Source organism: Epilithonimonas zeae (assembly GCF_023278365.1).
Taxonomy (GTDB): domain Bacteria; phylum Bacteroidota; class Bacteroidia; order Flavobacteriales; family Weeksellaceae; genus Epilithonimonas; species Epilithonimonas zeae_A.
On the sequence record NZ_CP075338.1, the window covers coordinates 383,323 to 404,947 of the forward strand.

Genomic DNA, 21,625 nt, shown 5'->3' on the forward strand with positions numbered 1-21,625 from the left:
ATTTTTATTTCAAATTTTGACTGTGCAAATATAATGAAAGCAAAAGAATTACGTTAATGAAAAAGATAGTAGTCCAAAAATTTTGATACGCATCAAAATAGATTATTTTTGCAAAGCCAAAAGACAGTGTTGAAGAAGTTTTACAATCTTTTTTTTATCGCAATTTCCACTATGGTTTTCTCTCAAACGGGAACCTCGGTTTATCAGTTTCTTAATATTCCGATTTCTCCAAGACAAGCAGTTTTGGGAGATGCTATTTCTGTTCGGGATTATGATGTCAATTTCACAGCAGCCAATCCGGCTCTTATGAATCTTGCAATGGATAAAATGTTATCCGTCAATTATGCGTCATATTTAGCTGATACCAAAATTGGAAGTGTCAATTATGTTCGTGATTTGGGTGAGGGACATTTAGCATCGTTCAGTGCAAGATATATGGATTACGGAAGTATGCCAAGAACGGATGAGAATTCTATTGTTAATGGTGATTTTTCTGCAATGGATGCTTCTGTCGGACTTGGTTATGCGTATCAGTTTGAAGATGATTTCACGATTGGAATCAATGGTAATTTTGTAACTTCAAAGATCGATACTTATACATCTTCTGCTGTTACAGCAAGTGCGGGAGTTACTTACCATTTTGATAAAACCAATGAAACCCTAGCCTTGGTTTTTAGGAATTTTGGATATCAAATCAAACCATATAACGGTGTGAGAGAAAGGTTACCTTTCCGTGTGGATCTTGGTTATACTAAAATTTTGGATGAATTTCCAGCAGCATTAACGATTACGGCACACGATCTTCAGCAATTTAATATCTCTGCGGAAACAGATATCAATGGACAGCCTACCAAATTCGGAAGAAAAGTTTTGGACCATATTTCTTTGGGAGCAGAATTATTTCCTGGTCAGGCTTTCAATATCAGATTCGGATATAATGTCAAGAGAGGAGGAGAACTGGCAGTTTTGGATCAAAGAAGTTTTACAGGTTTGTCTGCAGGTTTCAGTTTGAAGATTTCTTCTTTCAGATTCGATTATTCTCACATGCGTTATCATAATGCTTCCAATGTAAATATGCTGGGGCTTACAATGGATTTGATAGAACTTGGCGGAAATAGGAGATAGCGTTTGAGAGTTTTAGTGTATTAAAGTATTTTTTAATTTTTCTCAATGCCAAAATCTCAGAATTTTCTAATTTTGCGCTATGATAAAAAAACCGGTAATTGCTATCGATGGCTTTTCATCCACGGGAAAAAGTTCGATTTCTAAAATCATCGCCAAAAGGTTAGGTCTTATCCATATGGATACAGGCGCGCTTTACAGAGGTATTACTTTTTATGCTATTCAGAATTGTACAGATAACGATGGTAATATTGATTTGCAAAAATTAATTTCTTCACTTCCTAAAATCAATCTAGAATTTCAAAATATTGATGGAGAACTGATTCTGTTTCTTAATGGAAAAAATATCGATAAAGAAATCCGTTTTCCTCAAGTTTCAGATAATGTAAGTCAGGTCGCAAAAGAAGCAGAGGTTCGTAATTTTCTGTTGAATACTCAAAGAGATATTGCTGAAAAAGGTGGAGTGATAATGGATGGAAGAGATATCGGAACAGTTGTCCTCCCTAATGCGGATTACAAATTTTTTATGACAGCAAGTCAGGATGAGCGTGCCAGAAGACGTTTTCTGGAATTGGAATTGGCAGGTGAAAAAACAGATGTGGAAACTGTGAAACAAAACCTGATCTCTCGTGATAAGATCGACAGTGAAAGAGAAATTTCTCCTCTGAAACAGGCTAATGACGCTATTTTGATTGATAACACTAATATCAACAAAGAAGAAACGATTGAGTTGATTTTATCCTATATCAAAAAGTTTTAACAAAATTTTAAGAGCCTTATTTTTTCTTTGGCATTTTAGTTGTAAATTTAGAATCATCAAAATCATCAAATCGAATTTTACAATAAACTAAAAATTATAAATAATGTCAAAAAAATCAAATTCAGCAGCAGTATTAGCAGCATTGTTAGCAGGAGCTGCAACAGGAGTTATATTAGGATTACTTTATGCTCCGGAAGAAGGTAAAGAAACAAGAAAAAAAATCAGAGAAAAAGCAAACGACTTGAAAGATAAAGCTGTAGATGAATACGGTAAAACTTCTGAAAAAGTGAGAGATGCTTATTCTGATGTTTCTCACAATGTAAGAGATAAATACCAATCACTATCTTCTACTTTCAAAGAAACAGCTCAAAATGTAGCTTCTACAGTGAAAGATAGTTATGACAAATACAAAGATCAGATTGTTTCCAAAACTTCTGATGTTGTAAAAGATGTAGAAACAGAATTAGATGGTTTGAAATAGCCTAATCTAATATAGTTATAAAAAGGAATTTAGTTTCTAAATTCCTTTTTTTGTAAATAATTGTGTAATTTTAAAACTAATAAGATTCTTATGATTGATATTATAAAAGATTATACGACCAAGCGTCTGGATCTGATAAAACTCCAGTTCACGGAAAAATCGTCACTTTCAGCGGGAATTATTGCGTTTCTATCTATATTATTAATTGCATTTTCTTTTTTTATTATCTTATTCAATTTCGGAATTGCATTTCTCATTGGGCAATCTTTAGGTAATGCCGCACACGGATTTTTGATTGTTGCAGGATTCTATTTTGTGTTGATGATAATCGTTTTCCTGATGAAGAAAAAAATTGTAACCGTTGTAGCAAACCAAGTTATTGACTTTCTAAAAAAATAATTATGGCGACTAAATATACTAACTTAGATGAGTTGAGAAGTGAAAAAAGACTTCTGAAAAAGGAGATTGGAGAGTTGGAAGATATTCTGACCTTCAAAAGTAAAAAAGAGAGTCTGGGAGTTTTGACGCATGGATTTACCGATAAATACCTAAAAGAAACTCAAAATGCAGAAGGTGAAAACGAACTTTCTTTGGATACTCAAAATATAATGCGGGAAATATCTTCTGGACTGAAAGAGTCTGCATCCAAAAAAAATGTAATGAGTTTGGCTAGCGATAGTTTATCTTCCGGATTATTGGAAACCACAATTAAAATGGGAGTTGTATCTTTGGTGGGAAATTTTGCAAAAAAAAGCGTGATGAATAAAAACTGGAAAAGAAAACTATTGGGGCTTGCATTGATTTATGTAGCACCTTATGCCCTTAGATTTGCACGAAAAAAGCTGGATGAGTTCCAGAGAAATAAAACAGCGAAAAGCTTAGAAAAATTGATTTAGTTATAAATCAATTTTTTTTATTTTTTAGAGAATATTTCTCCCAAAATGATTCCTGTTGACATAGAAACATTCAAACTTTCTGTGGATTGATTTCTCCCGAATCTTGGGATGGTAATCATTTTAGTAATCAGATTTTCTGTAGAAGATCTCAGTCCATTGCCTTCGTTCCCAAAAACTAAGGAGAATCTTTCCGGGAATTGGGTTTTATAAATATTCTCTCCATCCATATCGGTTCCGAGAATAGGATATTCGTAAGTAGAAAGATAATCTTCCAAATCAACATAACAAACATTCACTCTTAGAAAAGAACCCATTGTTGCTTGTATCACTTTGGGATTATAAACATCTACAGTATCATTACTGCAAATAATCTGTTCTATCCCAAACCAATCTGCCAATCTGATGATCGTTCCCAGGTTTCCGGGATCCTGAATTCCGTCCAAAACCAATTGAATTGAAACATCTTTCAGAACTTTATTTTCTGGAATTTTGCAAACTGCTACAGAATCCTTCGGAGTTTGTAAAAAGCTGATTTTTTTGAGTTCAGCGGGCAAGATTTTTGTTTCGTTTGCCGTTTTTATATTTAATACCTCGGGATCAATGGAATACAGGTTGGTAATTTCGTAATCAGAATTTGGTAGTTCTTTTATGATTTTATTACCTTCAACTAAAAACAAATTGTATTTTTGCCTGTATTTCTTTTTGTCCAGAGATTGTATAGTCTTTATAGTATGAGCCGTAAGCATATCAACAAATATTTTCAAAAATATCATATATTTTATTACTCCGCAATTTTCAGTGTGTTTTTGTACGCATGTAATGTGACGAAAAAAGTTCCTGACGGTGAGTATCTGTTGACAGCTAACAAATTCGAATACACAGATGGTAAAATTTTCTCAGACGAAATCCCGGATCTTGTAGCTCAGAAACCTAATAAAAAAACACTTTTGGTTCTTCCTTTAGGAGTTGGTCTTTATAATATGGCAAATCCTAAATACGATACAATTCTGAAAGAGTATATGACCTATCCTAGCGAAATGAGAAATCAAAAGCTAAGAGATTCTCTTTTTAAGAAATTTGATCATCCGGAATTTGTAGGACGTAATTTATTCTGGAATCGATTCTTCCATACTGTTGGAGAAGCTCCCGTGATTTATAGCGATGCAAAAACGAAACAAAGTGCAAAAAGTATTAATAACAGATTGATTAATCGTGGTTATTGGGATGCTGAAGTTACAACTAATGTAAAAAGAGATTCGGCTGCTAAAAAAGCAGAAGTTGATTATATTATTACCCACAATGATCCAACTTATACCAAGGATTATTTCTATAATATTCCGGATCAGAATGTCAGAAGTATATATGAATCTCAATTGACCAAAAGTCTTGTTAGAAAAGGTCAAATTCTGGATGAAACGGTTTTGGAAAAAGAGATTACAAGGATTAATGATTTGATGAAAGAAGAAGGTTATTATAAATTCAATAATGACAATCAGGATATTTATTTTGTTGCTGATTCCTTACAAAGCCGAAAAAATGTTCCTTTGGTAATGAACATTATTAAGGATTCTATAGGAACACCTTACAGAAAAGCCACCATTGGAAAAATTACAGTTTCTGTAGCAGGTAATGTAAACAATGCTGATAAACTTCCATTGAAAGACAGTATTCGCGGAATTAATATTTTCAGAAGAGACAGTGCTTATAAAGCGAATGCTCTTTGGTTACCAATTATCCTGAAACCTGGTGACATTTACAAACAATCGAATCTTGATCTCACAAGAAGGAATCTGATATCAATGAATAATTTTACGATTCTCAAAGCTGCTGATTTTCTACGTAAAGAAGGTACAGCTGCGGAAAGAGACAGTATTATAGATGTTGAATATGTTCTGAGACCTTTGCCGAAATATGAGTTTAATATCGCGACAGATATTCATTATTCTCAGATTCTGAATTTCGGTTTTTCCCCATCTGTAGATTTAACAACAAGAAATGTTTTCGGAGGTGCTGAAAACCTTGTGACAAGTTTCTCGGGTGTAATAGGAACCACTAAAGATCCTAAAAATCCGGATGCCGTTTTTAATGCTTATGAGTTGTCTGCTCAGGCATCCCTTCAGTTTCCAAGATTGTTGGTGCCTTTTAGAAAATACTATAAAGTAATCCCGAAGAGATATTCACCGATTACCAGTATCAACTTAGGAGCATCTGTTCAGAATAATATTGGTTTGGGGAGAATCAACTTCAATGCGGGGCTTAATTATTCAGCGAATGTTGATGAAGGAAGAATTCAGCATAGATTGACTTTATTCAATACCCAATTCAGTTTTACTCAGAATAAGGACAAATATTATGACTATTTTCCTGCTGAGGATTTAATAAGACAAGCCGTTTTTGGTTGGTATGATGATTGGAATCCTGGTGTTGTTAATTCGGGCTTATCTTATGATGAAATTATTAAAATGCTGGTAAGTGATCAGGCGTTTTTAGCTTCTATACCTGCGGAAAATGCTGATATTTTCAATGCTTTTACACAATCATTGATTAACAAAGATCGCCAAACTCAGAACGTTATTATTTCTTCAATTATTTATAATTTCACTTATAACGAGATTGGAAAAAAGGAATACTCCAACCCCATATTTTTCAGCGGGAAAGTTGAGTTTGCGGGTAACACACTCAGTCTTTTGACTCATAAAGAAAAAGAAGATGGAGTAGTGTCGGGTAATTCTAAAACGATATTCAAAATTCCATATTCTCAGTTTATCAAATTTGATTTCGATTTCAAAAAATACTTCACTTTTTTCAACGACAGAGCTAAACCGCATACATTAGCATTTAGACAGCTTGTCGGAGTAGGGATTCCGTATGGTAATTCATCTACAATGCCTTTCATTCGTTCTTATTTCAATGGTGGAGCCAATGATATCAGAGCTTGGGTGGCATTTGGAGGCTTAGGTCCCGCCGATTCTCAGTTAGATGAGAGAGTACGTTCTTATGCGATGGATAACGTGAAACTGACAACCAGTTTAGAATATCGTCTTCCCTTAACCAATATGTTTGAAGCAGCTTTGTTTACGGATGCTGGAAATATCTGGGGGCTGAAGGATAATGGATATGGTGATCAATTCAAATTCAAAAAATTCATTTCTCAAATTGGTGTTGGTAGTGGTTTCGGAATCAGGATGAATATAGCTTATGTAAATCTGAGACTTGATTTTGCTTACAAAATGCATGATCCTAACCGTCCAAAAGGAAGCCGTTGGGTTATAGATGAAATTAAACCTCTGCAACCAACTGTCAATTTTGCAATCGGATATCCTTTCTAATTCTTTATTTCATAAAAAATGCGCTGGCTCAAATTTATTTTAATTATATCATTTTGTCTTTTCGGTATCTATTCTGTATCCATGAATTTTGTGGATGAAAGCAAAAGTTTTACCCATCAGTCAGAAATCAATTATCCTGTTGATAAGGTTTTTCCACAGTTCAACAATCTTCAAAACTTTGCAGCCTGGAACGACTTTTTTGCTGGCAAGGAAGATTTGACTTATTCATTTTTTACACCTTACGAAGGTCTAGGAAGCGCAATGAAGTTCTCTGATGAAAAAAATAACAAATTGGGCGATTTGTTTATCCGATATTCTAATGCTAACCGTACTTTACGTTATCAGCTTTTCGATGGCGAAAGTGCTAATCCGTATTTGATAGATGTGAAATTCGTTCCTAATGGACAAAAAACCAAATTATTCTGGAATATCCACACGCCAAAAAGAGATTATTTAGAACGTTCTCTCAATCTTATTGCTGAAGATTTTTTTGTCGAAAATATTGATAAAAGTATGAAAAATCTTTATCAGTTATTAGGTAATAAAGTTGATAGAGATCAGAAATTAGCCTCAATCAAATATGATAGTATTATGGTTGAAAATAGGGAAGGAGAATTGCTTCTAGGAGTCAATGTCAGCACTCGAAATACCAAAGATATTCTTTTCAAAAATGTCATAATGAATCACGGAAAAGTGGTAAATTATGTTAGGTCAGATTTAGGAAAAAAAGATGATGAATTCGGGATGCCTGTACTTCTTACTAATCCGGCTAACCTGAAAGATAAAGAGGTGTCTTATTTCTACGGTGTTCCATTGTCCAAAAGGATTTCTGTGAGCGATAATAATTTCAGTTTTCAAACGCTCAATGCTTCCAAAGTTTATTATATCTATTATCAAGGGAATTATAACAACCGTGTGAAAAATATTCAGGAGCTTCTCAAAAAGGCTAAAAAAGATACTTTGAGAAATGGTCAGCTAATGGAAGAGTTTCTGGAAGAACCGATTGATAATCAAGATGTAAAACTCAAATTGTCCTTGCCGGTTTATCGATAGAAAAATCTGATAAATATCATGTATATTTACTGGAATAAATCACTCCTTTAAACATTAGTCCACAAAAATTTAGTAAATTTGTTGGCAATTATTTAAAATTAAAATTTTAACAGATAATCTGTAATAATGGATAAATTTTCATTTCTAAATGCCGTACATGCTCAGTTAGTTGATGATATGTACGAGCAGTACAAAAAATACCCAGATGCTCTAGAACCTTCTTGGAAAGCTTTTTTCCAAGGTTTTGATTTTGCATTGGAAAATTACAGCGATGAAGATGCGACATCACAGTCCGTTTCTCAATCAGCTCCAGTTCAATATGCTCAGCAAGCAGTTACAAACAATGCTGTTTCAGAAGATATTTCAAAAGAATTCAAAGTGGTGAACCTAATCGAAGCTTACAGGTCGAGAGGTCACCTTTTTACAAAAACGAATCCTGTAAGAGAAAGAAGACATTATTTCCCAACACTTGATATCGAAAATTTTGGTTTGTCTAAGGAAGATTTGAACAAAAAATTCAATTCTGCAACACAAACCGGGATGCCAGGTCCTGCAACTTTGCAGGAGATTATTACACATTTAGAAAACATTTATTGTGATTCTATCGGTGTGGAGTATATGCACATCCAAAATGTAGAAGAGAAGAAATGGATTATGGAATGGGTAAATGTGAATGAAAACCATCCGACATTATCTGCTCAAGAAAAAACAGAAATCCTTTTCAAATTAAACCAAGCGGTGGCGTTTGAAAATTATCTTCACACAAAATTCGTAGGTCAAAAACGTTTCTCTCTTGAAGGTGGCGAATCTCTGATTCCTGCATTGGATCAATTGATTACACGTTCTTCACAATTAGGCGTTGATGAGGTTGTTCTTGGAATGGCTCACAGAGGTCGTCTGAATGTTTTGACTAATATTTTCCAAAAGTCTTACAAACAGATTTTCTCAGAATTTGAAGGAAAAGAATTTGAAGAAGATGTATTTTCTGGTGATGTTAAATACCACTTGGGTTCTTCTAAAAAAATTACAACAGCGAACGGAGAAGAAGTTAGAATCAACCTTACTCCGAATCCATCGCACTTGGAAACCGTTGCCGCGCTTGTAGAAGGAATTTGTAGAGCAAAAGTAGATAACGTTTACAAAGATGATTATTCTAAAGTTTTACCAATAGTGATCCACGGAGACGGGGCTATTGCCGGGCAAGGTATTGTTTACGAAATCGCTCAAATGATGAATCTGGAAGGTTACAGAACGGGTGGAACTGTTCACATCGTTGTGAATAATCAAGTTTCTTTCACCACTAACTATCTTGACGCAAGATCATCAGTTTACTGTACAGATATTGCAAAAGTGACGGATTCTCCAGTAATGCATATTAATGCAGATGATGTAGAAGCTGTGGTTCACGCGATTAGATTTGCGGCAGATTTCCGTGCAAAGTTTGGCAAAGATGTTTATATCGACCTTTTAGGTTATAGAAAATATGGTCACAACGAAGGTGACGAGCCAAGATTTACTCAACCAAATCTTTATAAATTAATTTCAAAACACCAAAATCCAAGAGAAATCTATAAAGAACTTTTGATTAAGGAAAATGTAGTTTCTGATGAGGTTTTGAAAAAAATGGAGCAGGATTTCAAGGCTTTGCTTGATGAAAACTTTGATGCTTCCAAAGAAATCGAAAGGAATACAATGGACATCTTTATGAAAGATGACTGGACCGATTTCCCAATCGGCGGAAAGGGCGCTGTAGCTAATTCTACCATTGATACAAAATTCGATTTAGAAAAATTAAAAGAATTAGCAATCAAGATTTCGACACTTCCTGCAGATAAGAAATTCATTAACAAGATTACCCGTCTTTTTGAGAACAGAATCAAAATGGTGGAGAATAATTCTTTGGATTGGGCAGTTGCAGAATTGTTGGCATATGCTACACTTTTGACAGAAGGTTACAATGTGAGAATCTCTGGAGAAGATGTGGAAAGAGGAACGTTCTCCCACCGTCACGCTGTTGTAAAAACAGAAGATACAGAAGAGGAGTATATCCCATTAAGACACGTTAATGAGCAAAGATTTGATGTTTATAACTCTCATCTTTCTGAATATGGTGTTTTAGGATTTGATTACGGTTATGCGATGGCTGCTCCGAAAACATTGACTATTTGGGAAGCTCAGTTTGGAGATTTTACCAATGGCGCTCAGATTATTGTTGACCAATATTTGGTTGCTGCTGAAGAAAAATGGAAAATCCAAAACGGAATGGTGATGATGTTGCCTCACGGTTCTGAAGGCCAGGGTGCGGAACATTCTTCTGCAAGACTGGAAAGATTCTTGACACTTTCAGCTAACGAAAATATCATTGTTGCAAACATTACTTCTCCAGCGAACTATTTCCACTTGTTGAGAAGACAAATGAAATTCGGATTCAGAAAACCATTGGTTATTATGACGCCTAAATCTTTATTGAGACATCCAAAAGTGGTTTCTCCTTTAGAAGATTTGGCAAACGGAAGTTTCCAGCCGATTTTGGACGATCCAACTGCTGACCCTGCAAAAGTGGAAAGATTGGTGCTTTGTACGGGTAAATTGTATTACGATTTATTAGCTAAGAAAGAAGAGCTTAATGACGATAAAGTTGCTTTGGTAAGATTAGAGCAAATCTATCCTTTGAATATGGATAACGTTAATGCCATCTTTGATAAGTATAACAACAGAAAAGATTTAATCTGGGCTCAGGAAGAACCGGAAAATATGGGTGCTTGGAGTTATATTTTGAGAAACTTCAGAAACACAGATATCCAGTTGATTTCTCCAGTTGCTAGTGGAACGCCTGCGCCGGGAAGTCATAAGATGTTTGAGAAAAATCAGACCAAAATCATCAATGATGTTTTCCAAACGGATGATGCACCTGCAAAAAGACCAGTAACAGCTTAATAAAATTAATAAACTATAAAGAATAACAATCTCCGGATTGTTCTGAAATTAAAAACAATATTAGTATGTCAATATTAGAAATGAAAGTTCCTTCACCGGGAGAATCTATCACAGAAGTAGAAATTGCAACGTGGTTAGTACAAGACGGTGATTACGTAGAAAAAGACCAGCCAATTGCAGAAGTAGATTCTGATAAGGCAACTTTGGAACTTCCTGCTGAGCAAAGCGGAATTATTACTTTGAAAGCTGAAGAAGGAGAAGTAGTACAAGTTGGACAAGTGGTTTGTCTTATTGATATGGATGCCGCTAAACCAGCAGGTTCTGCAGCTCCAGCCGAAGAAAAACCTAAAGAAGAGCCAAAAGCAGAAGTTAAAAAAGAAGAACCAGCTCCGGTAAAAGCAGAAGTTGCAAAAACTGAAACTTATGCTTCTCAAACACCTTCACCCGCTGCTAAAAAAATTCTTGACGAGAAAGGAATCAGTGCATCTCAGGTAACAGGTTCTGGTAGAGATGGAAGAATTACCAAAGATGATGCGGTAACGGCTTCAGTTCCTGCAATGGGAAGTGCTCCTGCTGGTGGAAACAGAGCTCAGACCACTACAAAACTTTCAGTTCTTAGAAGAAAGATTGCTGCAAGATTGGTTTCTGTTAAAAATGAAACAGCGATGTTGACGACTTTCAACGAAGTTGATATGTCAGAAATCTTCAGAATCAGAAAACAATACAAAGAAGAGTTTGCTGCTAAACATGGGATTGGACTTGGATTTATGTCATTCTTTACAAAAGCGGTGACAAGAGCATTAAAACTTTATCCAGACGTTAATGCTTCTATTGATGGCGATTTCAAAATCAATTATGACTTTGCTGATATTTCTATCGCAGTTTCCGGACCAAAAGGTTTGATGGTTCCTGTGCTTAGAAACGCAGAAAATATGACGCTTAGAGGTGTTGAAGCTAACATCAAAGATTTGGCAACTAAAGTTAGAGACGGTAAAATCACTGTTGACGAAATGACTGGTGGAACTTTCACAATTACCAATGGTGGAACCTTCGGTTCTATGATGTCAACGCCAATTATCAACCCTCCACAATCTGCAATCCTTGGAATGCACAACATTATCCAAAGACCAGTTGCGGTTGACGGACAAGTGGTGATCAGACCAATGATGTACGTTGCAATGTCTTATGACCACAGAATCATCGACGGAAAAGAATCTGTAGGTTTCTTGGTTGCTGTGAAAGAAGCGATTGACAATCCGGTAGAATTCCTAATGGATGGCGACGAAAGAAAAGCGTTGGAATTGTAAGAAATTACAATCAAGATATTTAAAGAGAGCAAATTGCTCTCTTTTTTTGTTATATTTAATTTCAAAATTTAATTTTGATGAAATGCTTTGAATTACCGATTTATAAAAAATCTCAAGAAATTTTTAATGTCCTTGAAACTATTACAAGTTTGTTTCCAGAAGATAATGACTATTTGAAAAGCATTAAAGGGGATTTACTTGGAGATATTATGCTAATTCAAGCTAAAATTTGCAGTGCTGAAGCTGTGAAGCTTTATGATATTAAAATGGAGAATGCTACAATCATCAGAAAAGCAGCAAGAAATATTTTTGTTGGAGGAAATACTTTGGAGTATTTTGGTTTTTCTGATTCAAAATATTATAATTTAGTGAGAAACTTAATTGAAGAATTCAGACTTCTATTCATCGATTGGATTTCTAGCTTTAATCCAAACCATTATATTGTTGACAATTGGGGATTGTTTAATCCGCCAGGAATTTCCCCTAATCATATCCAGAGTGATGACGAACTTGATTTTTTAGATGAACATGAATAATTCTTATTCTTTGCGAACCTTAACGATATTCTCAATAATTAATAAAATCTTTGTGTTCTTGGTGTTCGAAAAATTTTTCGAGTTAATCGAAAACCATTTCCAAAATTCACAATTAATCCTTACTTTTGAGCAATGGAAAATTTCATCGTATCCGCACGCAAGTACCGTCCGCAAGAGTTTGACACTGTTGTTGGACAATCTCATGTTACCGATACTTTGGAACACGCTATTGACGAAAGTCAGTTGGCTCAAGCCTTATTGTTCTGTGGACCAAGAGGCGTTGGTAAAACAACTTGTGCCCGAATCTTAGCCAGAAAAATCAATGAAAAATCTGGTGCGGCAGATGATGATGGATTTGCATTTAACATTTATGAATTAGATGCGGCTTCCAATAACTCAGTCGATGATATCCGTGAATTGATTGATCAAGTAAGATTTGCACCTCAGGTTGGTAAATATAAAGTTTACATTATCGATGAGGTTCATATGTTGTCTCAGGCAGCTTTCAATGCGTTTTTGAAAACTTTGGAAGAGCCGCCAGCTCACGCTATTTTTATCTTGGCGACTACTGAGAAGCATAAAATCATTCCAACGATTCTTTCAAGATGTCAGATTTATGATTTCAAAAGAATCACAATTGAAGATATTCAGGAGCATCTTAGAAAAATTGCTGAAAAGGAAAGTATCACTTACGAAGATGATGCGCTTTATCTGATTGCTCAGAAAGCTGATGGTGCCTTAAGAGATGCTTTATCTATTTTTGATAGACTAAGTACATTTTCTCAAAAAAATATTACACTTGAAAAAGCAGCTGAAGTTCTTAATATTCTGGATTATGACCAATATCTGAAGATTGTTGACTTAGCTAAAGAAAATGATATTCCAAGTGTTTTGACCGCTTTTGATGAGATCGTTAAGAAAGGTTTTGACCCGCATATTTTCATTGCCGGATTGGGGAATCATTTCCGAGATCTGATGATGGCTCAAAATCCTAAAACTTTGAATCTTATCGAAGTTGGAGAAAAAACGAAATCAAAATTCGCTGAACAATCTCAGAAATGGTCGGCTCAACAATTAATTGATGGGATCGAAATTTGTAATTTCGCCGACATCAATTATAAAAATTCCAAAAACCCGAGACTGACTGTGGAAATTGCGTTGATGCAATTGTCAAGTCTGGCTGCAGGTTTGGAAGCTAAAAAAAAAAGTTCTTAATATTAGCGCCGCTTCTTGAGGCTAATTTAATTGCCGATAATAAACCTGTTTCTACAGAACCAAAAGTTCAAGCTGAACCCAAGCCCGAAACGGTAAAATCCGTTTTTGAAGAACCAAAAAAAATTATTCAGAAAGCTTCTGAACCCATTGCCAGAAGTTCTTCTAATTCTCAATTCAGCATCAAAGCGGCTTTAGAGAAAAAGGAAGAAGTCAAGAAAGACGAATTTTCAGAAATCAAGGATGAAAACCTTCCGTCGAATCATTTTTCTCAGACGGATTTGGACAGAGAATGGGAAATTTTCCTGAAAAACACTTCAAAAACCAACACATTTCTTTACAATGCCATCAGTAGTTTTAAGATGGAGAAATCTGATGAGAATCTGGTAGTTGTAAAGTATTCTTCAGAATTTGCTAAATCAGAATTTGATAGAGTCAGCCCCGAGTTTTTTAACCATTTCAGACACAAAGTCAATAATTTTAAATTTGAAATCGACTATCAAACAGACTTAACGATTAAAAAAGAAGTGATGACCAAAAGAAAAATCTTCGAAAAGTTTGTTGAGATTAATCCTCTGTTGAAAGATTTGGATGACTTGATGCGATTTGATCTTTCATAAAATAATTTTTTTTGTAGAAGATAGTATTGGAAAATTTTTCTTGCTGTCATCAGTATTTTTTGTGATATACTCCTGTCTTTTTTTGATAAATTCTGTTGGTCTCATCCCATTGATTTCCCTGAATAAATTAGAAAAATTGGTTCTGGACGCAATACCACATTTTTCTGCCAAAGTTTCTATTTTGTAGTTCAGATATACTTTGTCAGTGTATAATTTGTTAGTGATATAATTAATTCTTAGTTCACCAAGATATCTATTGAAATTCATTCCTTTGTGGTCATTAATAACTTGAGAAAGATAGGTCGAGTTGGTTCGTAATTTATGCGCCAGCTTATTGATTGTTAATCCATTTTCAATATAGCCACATTTGTCTTCAAAGGATTTTAATTTACACAATAGGTTTTCTACCAAGTTTTCGTTTAGAGGACATTTCTCTGTTTCCTCGTGATGTTCTGGTGATTCTATTTTTATTTTATCCTGAGCTAAAGTATAAATGCTGTTCAAAATTTTATCTTCCAGTATTTTGTAATTAATTCTGGTTTTTCTTTCATTTTTTTCTTTCATTACCAGAAGTAGCATTAACGTTATTGCTACAGAAGACAATATCCCAACAATCCAAGCTCCAACGGAATTTGTATTGTTCAGCTTATCTTGTAAAATTTTCGTATCAAATTTTTTGTGGATTGTAGAAGATAGGTAAGCAAAATCTTTGTTGATAATTCTGTCGGCTTGTAGAAGTTGTTTGGTGTAATAGAGTTCTTTGTCCGTGTCTTTTTGATCTTTATAATGAAGAATCAGTAATTCGTAATTTTCTCTAAGTTCAGGGAGTATGAAATTATGTTTTTGAAAAACAGAATCAACTTTTTTGAAATATAAAATCGCTTTAGCTGGATTATCGTTAGCTAAATATGACTTCCCTATGTAGAAATAATTGACTGTCGCCCATGAAAAATCTTTAATTTTTAAAAGTGGTTTCTGAGATTCTTGTAATGAAGAAATAGCATTTGTGAATTTCTTATTTCGGAAAGCTTCAATTCCTTTTTCCTTTAGAAAATAACCATACTCCTGCTTGTAATCCGGATTGTTTTGTGTTTGTGATAATCCAATATTGATAAGGGAATTTAGAGCTTTGTAATTTTTCAGATTTCTTTGGCAGACAATGATTCTGTGCAAAGTATTGTAATAACCTTTTTTGTTATTAAAGATAATATTGGGATGTGCTTTTTCCTGAATTCCTTTGTAGAAAAATTGATTCGCTTTCTGGAAATGTTCCAGCGCAGAATCGTAGTAACCAAGGTAGCTTTTCACTACACCAAGATGATAAAGAATTTCATTTTTCAGATATTCATCTTTAGTATTTTCTGAGTATTGATAAGCCTTCAAATATTGATCTAAAGCAGATTTATATTTTTTATAATTGAAATAATAAATAATACCTTTTCCCAAAAAAGCGTCGCTTATCAAATCATTATCTTTTGTAGATAAAGCCGATAGAATAGTGCTGTCAGCATACTTCAGTTTATCTTTTGATGAAGCCGTATAGAAAACAGCATCTTTATAAGCCTGAACCAATTGATAGTTGTTCTTTTCCTTTTTTGAAAGCGATATAGCTTTATTTAGGAATTGGAATGCACGACTATCATTCTCTGGGAAATATTCATAATTTTTTTTCAGTTCATAAAAATCGCTGAACTGTTTTTGTTGAGAATAGAGACTCTTAAATATTAGAAGTATAGTTATGAAATAGATTTTTTTCATACCTCTTCAAATTAGTGGTTAAGTTTTCTGAACTAAAATTAATCAAAATTTATACTAAATCGATTAAAACAATTGTGAAATATTTAAAAATTAATATGATTGTTGCGAATATGTAATTAATAAGAGAGTATCGTATTGTTAGTGTTAATCATATAAAATATTGTGTGCTTATTTGGAAATAAGCACCAAGCTTCGTTTTAAAAGCAAAAGATTGTCAATAGATTTGATGAAAGAATTCTAATAACCGGCCGGGATAACCTTCAAAATTTTTTACCAATGAAAAAGTTTATCTCAACTATTTTGACATTAGCAATAGTAACTATTGCACATTCTTGCAGACCGCAAGATGATATTTTAACAGCTAATAATGAAATTAGCCAAAATTCGATCTTCAAAAAAAGCAGTGATAGTGTACAGACAGATAGTACCAGCATTCCGCAAAAGCCAGTGGTAGGAGATCCGCCTCCGAAGAATGGTCATCAATGGTAACCTCATTGTTTTAATAATGGACAATAATAAAAACTAATAACCGTGGAAACCTACAAAAAACAAAATCATATGTAGAAAAAGTATTGATAGTGGTGGGATATTATTCTGTAGGTAGTTAAAGAAGCTAAAATTGGTTTATGCTTTCAACAATAATATTTAATACGGGACTCATGGAAAAATACTTCAGCTTATTCGTTGTTTTTGTGTTAACGAATATTTTATACGCACAAGTTGGGATTAATACATCTACTCCCAAATCGACCTTGGACATTAATGGAAATTTGAAAATCCGAACATTACCAGTTATTTCAGTTTATCCAACGAGTGATCAGGTGATTTTAATTTTGGATAAAAATGCTATGACTGGCGATTTCGAGGTTAAGCAGATTAGCGCAGATATATTGTTTGGTGGTCAGGCTTATTACGCTTCCAAAACTGGATCTTGGTCTTTGTTGAACCTTGCAATAGGTGATTCTTGGTATAAATTAAATCTTACAGGTACTGCAGACACGAAAATAGGCGACCAATCTCGTTTTACTGATGGAGTATATACAGCTCCACAATCTGGTGTTTATTCTGTCAACTATGAGATCCAGTTGGCTTCAGGTGTAGATATTGAAGTTTTAGGAGGCAAGAGGATTGGTCTTATAAAAAATAATACTGTTGTTTGGGATGAGAAACTTTTTGATGCTGTTAGAGTAGCTATTAATGTTCCATTGGTTCTGACACTTACTCTCGCTGCTATTCCTGTCAATTCTACATCACTTAACTCTATGGTGCATTTAAACGCTGGAGAAACCTTAACATTTGCTCTCAATACGTCAGGCGTTTTACCCATAAATCTGGGGCTTTTGACTACTGCAAAAGTGAATATTAATATCCATAAAATATCAAATCAAACGCAATAATTGTTAAAACAGATTCTAAGTAAGAATCGAATATTAAATTTAAATTTTGTAAAAGCAGATTCGTCTGCTTTTATTTTTTTATCTAGAATTGAGCTAAGTTTGATATTAATTTATATATTTGTCAAAGATTTCTTCGACACAAGAAGAAAAAATATCAACCAAAACAAGCTAAAAGTCCTTTAACAAAGGATTTATAAAATGGAATCAAATCAATTTCCATATTTTACAACTTCAAGATCTGTCATTTCTTTTGACAGATTATTTAGTTTTTTTGGATTTTATTATGGAAATTTCAGAACCTATTACCGATTTTATTGGCTTAGCTAACTGAATTTCTTTCTCAAAAAACTCACGGAACAATTTCAAATTCCGTAACACATTTAAAATTTTTTTAACGGTACTTTTTGAAAAGGAATTATAAATCAAGATTTATAACAGATACACTATTGCATTAATTTAAAATTATATAAAATTAAAAATATGAACTTAAACGATTTAAAGAACGATTGGATACAAGACTTCGCAAACCCAATGATTATTGCAGGTCCTTGTAGTGCAGAAAGCGAATCTCAAATGCTAGAAACAGCTAAAAGACTGAAAGAAAGTGGTGCAGAAATCTCAGCTTTCCGTGCAGGGATTTGGAAGCCAAGAACCAAACCAAACGGTTTCGAAGGAGTAGGGGTAATCGGTCTTAACTGGCTAAAAAAAGTAAAAGAAGAATTCGGTTTCAAAACGGCAACAGAAGTTGCGAATGCACACCACGTTTTTGCAGCATTGGAAGCAGATGTAGACATTCTTTGGATTGGAGCGCGTTCTACGGTTAACCCATTCACGGTTCAGGAAATTGCTCAAGCGTTGAGAGGAACCAACAAACCAGTTTTGGTAAAAAATCCGGTTAATCCAGATTTGGCGCTTTGGATTGGTGCTTTGGAAAGACTTTTGGGTCAAGGTGTAGAAAATATCGGCGCCATCCACAGAGGTTTCTCAACTTACCAAAAAACCAAATACAGAAACATCCCGAACTGGCAAATTGCTTTAGATTTCAAAAATCAATTCCCTAATATTCCTTTGTTCATAGATCCTTCACACATTTGTGGAAACAGAACTGGTTTGGCAGGCGTTGCGCAGGAAGCTTTCAACGTGGGTTACCAAGGTGCAATTATAGAAAGTCACTGTGACCCGGATAATGCGTGGAGCGATGCTTCTCAGCAAATCACACCAGAAGTTTTGGCAGAAATGATAAACAATCTTCAGGTTCGTAACTCTGATATTTCTGGATATGAAGACGAAATGGGAAAACACAGAACTTTAATCAGTGATATGGATTTCCAATTGATTGAGTTGTTATCTCAAAGAATGAAAATTTCTGAGAAAATTGGAACATTGAAAAAAGAGAATAACATCGCTATTTTCCAGCCGGAACGTTGGAAAGTAATTACAGAATATGCGACTCAGAAAGCATTTGAAACAGGTATGTCTCAGGAGTTCATAGAAAAAGTTTTCAAAGCCATCCACGAAGAAAGTATCGAAGTTCAGAATAACATTATGATTGACAGATAATAATTATTTGGGCAGCTTAATCCACCTTCCGCTCCCAAACTTAACAGAGTGGTTCGACGAAGTCAATCTTTTTTGCAGACCATTTCAGATTAAGTAGAAATTGAGTACAGGCAAAAAAGGATTTCCGCTCAAGTCGGGCTGCACAAGATTCTCTGTTTTAATACTAGAAATCAAAAGAAGCTAAATTATTAGCTTCTTTTTTTATTGAGGCTGATTTTAAATTTCTAAATTTGCCAAATACAAAATTCTACTGTTTGAAAGGAATCATCATCAAGTCAACCGGAAGCTGGTATCAGGTTTTGGAATCAGAAACGAAACAAATCTTCGAAGCCAGAATCCGTGGAAAATTCAAATTAATCAAAACACGTCTTACCAATCCGTTAGCGGTAGGAGACGAGGTAGAGTTTTCTTTGGAACAGGATGACGTCGCCTGGATTACCAAGATTTTCCCAAGAAAAAATTATCTCATCAGAAAATCTGTCAACCTTTCCAAAGAAGCACATATCATAGCTTCCAATGTTGATATTGCTTGTTTCATTTACACTTTGAAATTTCCTGAAACGTCTTTGGGTTTTCTTGATCGGTTTTTAGCTTGTTGTGAGGCGTACAATATTTCCCCATTGATTTTATTCAACAAAATGGATACGCTGAATGATGATGAAAAGGAAATTGTAGAAAATATAGAAGCAATGTATCAAAACATTGGTTATGATACTTTAGAAATTTCATCATATTCAAAACTGAATCTTAACCTTCTTGTAGAAAAAATTAGAAATAAAACCTCGGTTTTCTTCGGACATTCCGGTTGTGGAAAATCAACACTAGTGAATGCAATGCAACCTGATTTACACATCAGAACAGGCGAAATTTCAGAATCTGTACTCAAAGGAAAACATACCACGACATTTGCCCAGATGCATTTTTGGGATTTCGGAGGTTCAGTAATCGATACTCCAGGCGTTCGAGAATTTGCAATGATAGATGTAGGGAAAGAAGAAATTCAACATTATTTTCCTGAGATTTTCCAAAAAGGTAGAGATTGCAAATACCACAATTGTATGCACATCAACGAACCCAAATGTGCGGTTCTTCAAGGCTTGGAAACGGGCGAAATAGAAGAAACCAGATATTCCACTTATCTCAAATTAATGGAAGAAGCAGAAGAAATGAATCAGAAATAAAAAAAATCCTACAAATTATTGTAGGATTTTTAGTTTTATGTCAAGTTGGATTTTAGAATTTCCAACCAAGCGTGATAAAGAAATTATCTCTCTTGTTTTTCACTTTGGAAACGGCATAAGCCTCACTGTTGACGTCATATCCACCATTAAAATAACCTGAATTATAATCTACGCTTCCTTGTAAGAAAGGGCTGCTGTATTCAGATGTGACATTTTGGTAAGAAGCATCTATATAGAAAGCCTGAAAATCGTAACCTAAACCTGCTCCGATTACATTGCGCTTTCCAACAATTAAATTAGAATAAGACTTGTTTGAAGCCGAACCATTATCGTTATAACTTAATAAGGATAAATTATCAATATTATTTCCTTGATAAGCGTAACCACCTCTCATTCTAAAACCGGCAATTCTATATTCTGCACCAACTCTAACTTCAGACGAGTTTTTGTAAGAATCTTTAAAAAAGTCATTCAATTCTTTTTCAGTTCCTGTAACAACATCGTATTTTGGTTTTGTTAGACCTTGAATAAAATCGACGTTTAAAGCGAAATTCTTGCTTGGTACAAAAGCAGCACTCAATGATGCTTTCATAGGCGTCGTTAGATTTCTGTCTTCAACGCCAGAGTCATCATTTTGACCAAAATTATAGATGTTAAAACCTCTGTCAATGTTCCACCAAGTAGGAGTTTCGATGGCTGCACCAACTCTGAACTGGTTGCTCAATTTGGCAATCACACCTACATTTGCAGAAAATCCATTCGCTCGTTCTTCATATCCGGTATATTGTTTAGAATACCCAAGAGAAGTTTTATCTAAATCTGAATAGAATCCTGCGGTATCATACTGTGTAAAATATGAATTTTGAAAATTCAGTCCGGCACCAAAATATAATCTATTGTCGTAATTACTACCAACAGTAAAACTTGTTTTTGAGAGATCTCCTGATCTTTCGTAAGAATGACCTAAGAATGTATAATTGATTACTGTATTAGGAACAGAAAAATCATCTATAATTTTAATATTCGAATTTCCTGGTGATCTTGAAACATTATCCAAAGACTGCGTTGAATAGTTAATCCCAATATTCACGAACTTCCACTTAGACGCTGTCTGCGTTAGATCAATAGTCAGTACTCCTCCAGAATTATTCAAATCAGTATTATTGACTTTATAGGCGGAAGATGCACCTGTCAATGATGACGTATTTTTATTATTATTGATTCCTAAAGTTAGATTAATATCACTTGTAATGAAAACACCAATCCCAGCAGGGTTTACACTCGATGAAGAAATATCTCCACCTAGCGCTCCCATCGAGCCAGCCATTGCATTGTATTTTGAAGTTCCATTAATGGAGTTATTAGAATAAATATCAATTGTATTCGTAATTACTGAAACATCCTGAGCTTTAAGATAAACCAAAGAGATAGGAACACTTAACAGTAAGAAAGTTTTTTTTAGCATTTTTATATGAA

The 21,625-nt window shown here is 34.4% G+C and carries 19 protein-coding genes; 16 read left to right on the forward strand and 3 right to left on the reverse strand.

Annotated features, from left to right (window positions below):
* Window positions 1-126: 126 nt before the first annotated feature.
* The 5 genes from porQ to KI430_RS01565 all read left to right on the forward strand — a co-directional run bounded on the left by porQ (window position 127) and on the right by KI430_RS01565 (window position 3,259).
* Window positions 127-1,125: a type IX secretion system protein PorQ gene (gene porQ, locus KI430_RS01545; RefSeq protein ID WP_410744663.1), complete on the forward strand. Its 999-nt coding sequence runs from the start codon at window positions 127-129 to the stop codon at window positions 1,123-1,125.
* Window positions 1,126-1,204: 79 nt separating this feature from the next.
* Window positions 1,205-1,882, forward strand: coding sequence for a (d)CMP kinase (gene cmk / locus KI430_RS01550; RefSeq protein ID WP_248876541.1), 678 nt, complete (start codon window positions 1,205-1,207; stop codon window positions 1,880-1,882).
* 103 nt (window positions 1,883-1,985) lie between these two features.
* Window positions 1,986-2,363 (forward strand): YtxH domain-containing protein, encoded by a 378-nt coding sequence (locus KI430_RS01555; RefSeq protein WP_248876542.1) that lies wholly within the window; start codon window positions 1,986-1,988, stop codon window positions 2,361-2,363.
* Between the two features lie 90 nt (window positions 2,364-2,453).
* Window positions 2,454-2,762: a phage holin family protein gene (locus KI430_RS01560; protein ID WP_074233518.1), complete on the forward strand. Its 309-nt coding sequence runs from the start codon at window positions 2,454-2,456 to the stop codon at window positions 2,760-2,762.
* A 2-nt stretch (window positions 2,763-2,764) separates the two neighbouring features.
* On the forward strand, window positions 2,765-3,259 hold the full coding sequence (locus KI430_RS01565) for a phosphoribosyl-ATP pyrophosphatase (protein WP_248876543.1): 495 nt from the start codon (window positions 2,765-2,767) through the stop codon (window positions 3,257-3,259).
* A 17-nt stretch (window positions 3,260-3,276) separates the two neighbouring features.
* Here the strand turns inward: KI430_RS01565 and KI430_RS01570 are convergent, their stop codons facing one another.
* Window positions 3,277-4,005, reverse strand: coding sequence for a TrmH family RNA methyltransferase (locus KI430_RS01570; RefSeq protein WP_248876544.1), 729 nt, complete (start codon window positions 4,003-4,005; stop codon window positions 3,277-3,279).
* Here KI430_RS01570 and KI430_RS01575 point away from each other — a divergent pair.
* The 7 genes from KI430_RS01575 (at window position 3,991) to KI430_RS01605 (ending at window position 14,253) form a co-directional block, all read left to right on the forward strand.
* Window positions 3,991-6,588: a BamA/TamA family outer membrane protein gene (locus KI430_RS01575; protein WP_248876545.1), complete on the forward strand. Its 2,598-nt coding sequence runs from the start codon at window positions 3,991-3,993 to the stop codon at window positions 6,586-6,588. The genes KI430_RS01570 and KI430_RS01575 overlap by 15 nt on opposite strands.
* Before the next feature lie 18 nt (window positions 6,589-6,606).
* Window positions 6,607-7,641, forward strand: coding sequence for a polyketide cyclase (locus KI430_RS01580; RefSeq protein WP_248876546.1), 1,035 nt, complete (start codon window positions 6,607-6,609; stop codon window positions 7,639-7,641).
* Window positions 7,642-7,767: 126 nt separating this feature from the next.
* Entirely contained in the window at window positions 7,768-10,578 is a 2,811-nt protein-coding gene (locus KI430_RS01585; RefSeq protein ID WP_248876547.1) for a 2-oxoglutarate dehydrogenase E1 component, read from the forward strand.
* A 65-nt stretch (window positions 10,579-10,643) separates the two neighbouring features.
* Window positions 10,644-11,885 (forward strand): 2-oxoglutarate dehydrogenase complex dihydrolipoyllysine-residue succinyltransferase, encoded by a 1,242-nt coding sequence (odhB, locus tag KI430_RS01590; RefSeq protein WP_248876548.1) that lies wholly within the window; start codon window positions 10,644-10,646, stop codon window positions 11,883-11,885.
* 77 nt (window positions 11,886-11,962) lie between these two features.
* Window positions 11,963-12,421 (forward strand): hypothetical protein, encoded by a 459-nt coding sequence (locus KI430_RS01595; RefSeq protein WP_248876549.1) that lies wholly within the window; start codon window positions 11,963-11,965, stop codon window positions 12,419-12,421.
* Between the two features lie 132 nt (window positions 12,422-12,553).
* Window positions 12,554-13,636, forward strand: coding sequence for a DNA polymerase III subunit gamma/tau (gene dnaX, locus KI430_RS01600; protein ID WP_248876550.1), 1,083 nt, complete (start codon window positions 12,554-12,556; stop codon window positions 13,634-13,636).
* Between the two features lie 278 nt (window positions 13,637-13,914).
* A complete protein-coding gene (locus tag KI430_RS01605; protein WP_074233525.1) occupies window positions 13,915-14,253 on the forward strand; it encodes a hypothetical protein in 339 nt (112 codons plus the stop codon).
* On the opposite strand, the gene KI430_RS01610 is transcribed toward KI430_RS01605, so the two are convergent.
* Complete coding sequence (locus tag KI430_RS01610) at window positions 14,248-16,011, reverse strand: helix-turn-helix domain-containing protein (protein WP_248876551.1); 1,764 nt, start codon at window positions 16,009-16,011, stop codon at window positions 14,248-14,250. The two genes, KI430_RS01605 and KI430_RS01610, sit on opposite strands and share 6 nt — an antisense overlap.
* 276 nt (window positions 16,012-16,287) lie before the next feature.
* On the opposite strand from KI430_RS01610, the gene KI430_RS01615 reads away from it, so the two are divergent.
* The 4 genes from KI430_RS01615 to rsgA all read left to right on the forward strand — a co-directional run bounded on the left by KI430_RS01615 (window position 16,288) and on the right by rsgA (window position 20,149).
* Window positions 16,288-16,500, forward strand: a complete 213-nt coding sequence (locus KI430_RS01615) for a hypothetical protein (RefSeq protein WP_248876552.1) — start codon at window positions 16,288-16,290, stop codon at window positions 16,498-16,500.
* 170 nt (window positions 16,501-16,670) lie between these two features.
* Entirely contained in the window at window positions 16,671-17,408 is a 738-nt protein-coding gene (locus tag KI430_RS01620; protein ID WP_248876553.1) for a hypothetical protein, read from the forward strand.
* 480 nt (window positions 17,409-17,888) lie between these two features.
* Window positions 17,889-18,968, forward strand: a complete 1,080-nt coding sequence (locus KI430_RS01625) for a chorismate mutase (protein WP_248876554.1) — start codon at window positions 17,889-17,891, stop codon at window positions 18,966-18,968.
* Between the two features lie 254 nt (window positions 18,969-19,222).
* Window positions 19,223-20,149 carry a ribosome small subunit-dependent GTPase A gene (gene rsgA / locus KI430_RS01630; protein ID WP_248878233.1) on the forward strand — a complete coding sequence of 309 codons (927 nt, stop codon included), beginning with the start codon at window positions 19,223-19,225 and terminating at the stop codon, window positions 20,147-20,149.
* Between the two features lie 52 nt (window positions 20,150-20,201).
* Here rsgA and KI430_RS01635 read toward each other — a convergent pair whose 3' ends face one another.
* Window positions 20,202-21,614, reverse strand: a complete 1,413-nt coding sequence (locus KI430_RS01635; RefSeq protein ID WP_248876555.1) for an OmpP1/FadL family transporter — start codon at window positions 21,612-21,614, stop codon at window positions 20,202-20,204.
* Between the last annotated feature and the right edge of the window lie 11 nt (window positions 21,615-21,625).

Excerpts from the sequence above, each read along its gene's own strand:
- cmk (WP_248876541.1), top strand. The coding sequence starts at position 1,205 with ATGATAAAAAAACCGGTAATTGCTATCGATGGCTTTTCATCCACGGGA.
- KI430_RS01555 (WP_248876542.1), top strand. The coding sequence starts at position 1,986 with ATGTCAAAAAAATCAAATTCAGCAGCAGTATTAGCAGCATTGTTAGCA.
- KI430_RS01560 (WP_074233518.1), top strand. The coding sequence starts at position 2,454 with ATGATTGATATTATAAAAGATTATACGACCAAGCGTCTGGATCTGATA.
- KI430_RS01565 (WP_248876543.1), top strand. The coding sequence starts at position 2,765 with ATGGCGACTAAATATACTAACTTAGATGAGTTGAGAAGTGAAAAAAGA.
- KI430_RS01575 (WP_248876545.1), top strand. The coding sequence starts at position 3,991 with ATGAGCCGTAAGCATATCAACAAATATTTTCAAAAATATCATATATTT.
- KI430_RS01570 (WP_248876544.1), bottom strand. The coding sequence starts at position 4,005 with ATGCTTACGGCTCATACTATAAAGACTATACAATCTCTGGACAAAAAG.
- KI430_RS01580 (WP_248876546.1), top strand. The coding sequence starts at position 6,607 with ATGCGCTGGCTCAAATTTATTTTAATTATATCATTTTGTCTTTTCGGT.
- KI430_RS01585 (WP_248876547.1), top strand. The coding sequence starts at position 7,768 with ATGGATAAATTTTCATTTCTAAATGCCGTACATGCTCAGTTAGTTGAT.
- odhB (WP_248876548.1), top strand. The coding sequence starts at position 10,644 with ATGTCAATATTAGAAATGAAAGTTCCTTCACCGGGAGAATCTATCACA.
- KI430_RS01595 (WP_248876549.1), top strand. The coding sequence starts at position 11,963 with ATGAAATGCTTTGAATTACCGATTTATAAAAAATCTCAAGAAATTTTT.
- dnaX (WP_248876550.1), top strand. The coding sequence starts at position 12,554 with ATGGAAAATTTCATCGTATCCGCACGCAAGTACCGTCCGCAAGAGTTT.
- KI430_RS01610 (WP_248876551.1), bottom strand. The coding sequence starts at position 16,011 with ATGAAAAAAATCTATTTCATAACTATACTTCTAATATTTAAGAGTCTC.
- KI430_RS01615 (WP_248876552.1), top strand. The coding sequence starts at position 16,288 with ATGAAAAAGTTTATCTCAACTATTTTGACATTAGCAATAGTAACTATT.
- KI430_RS01620 (WP_248876553.1), top strand. The coding sequence starts at position 16,671 with ATGGAAAAATACTTCAGCTTATTCGTTGTTTTTGTGTTAACGAATATT.
- KI430_RS01625 (WP_248876554.1), top strand. The coding sequence starts at position 17,889 with ATGAACTTAAACGATTTAAAGAACGATTGGATACAAGACTTCGCAAAC.
- KI430_RS01635 (WP_248876555.1), bottom strand. The coding sequence starts at position 21,614 with ATGCTAAAAAAAACTTTCTTACTGTTAAGTGTTCCTATCTCTTTGGTT.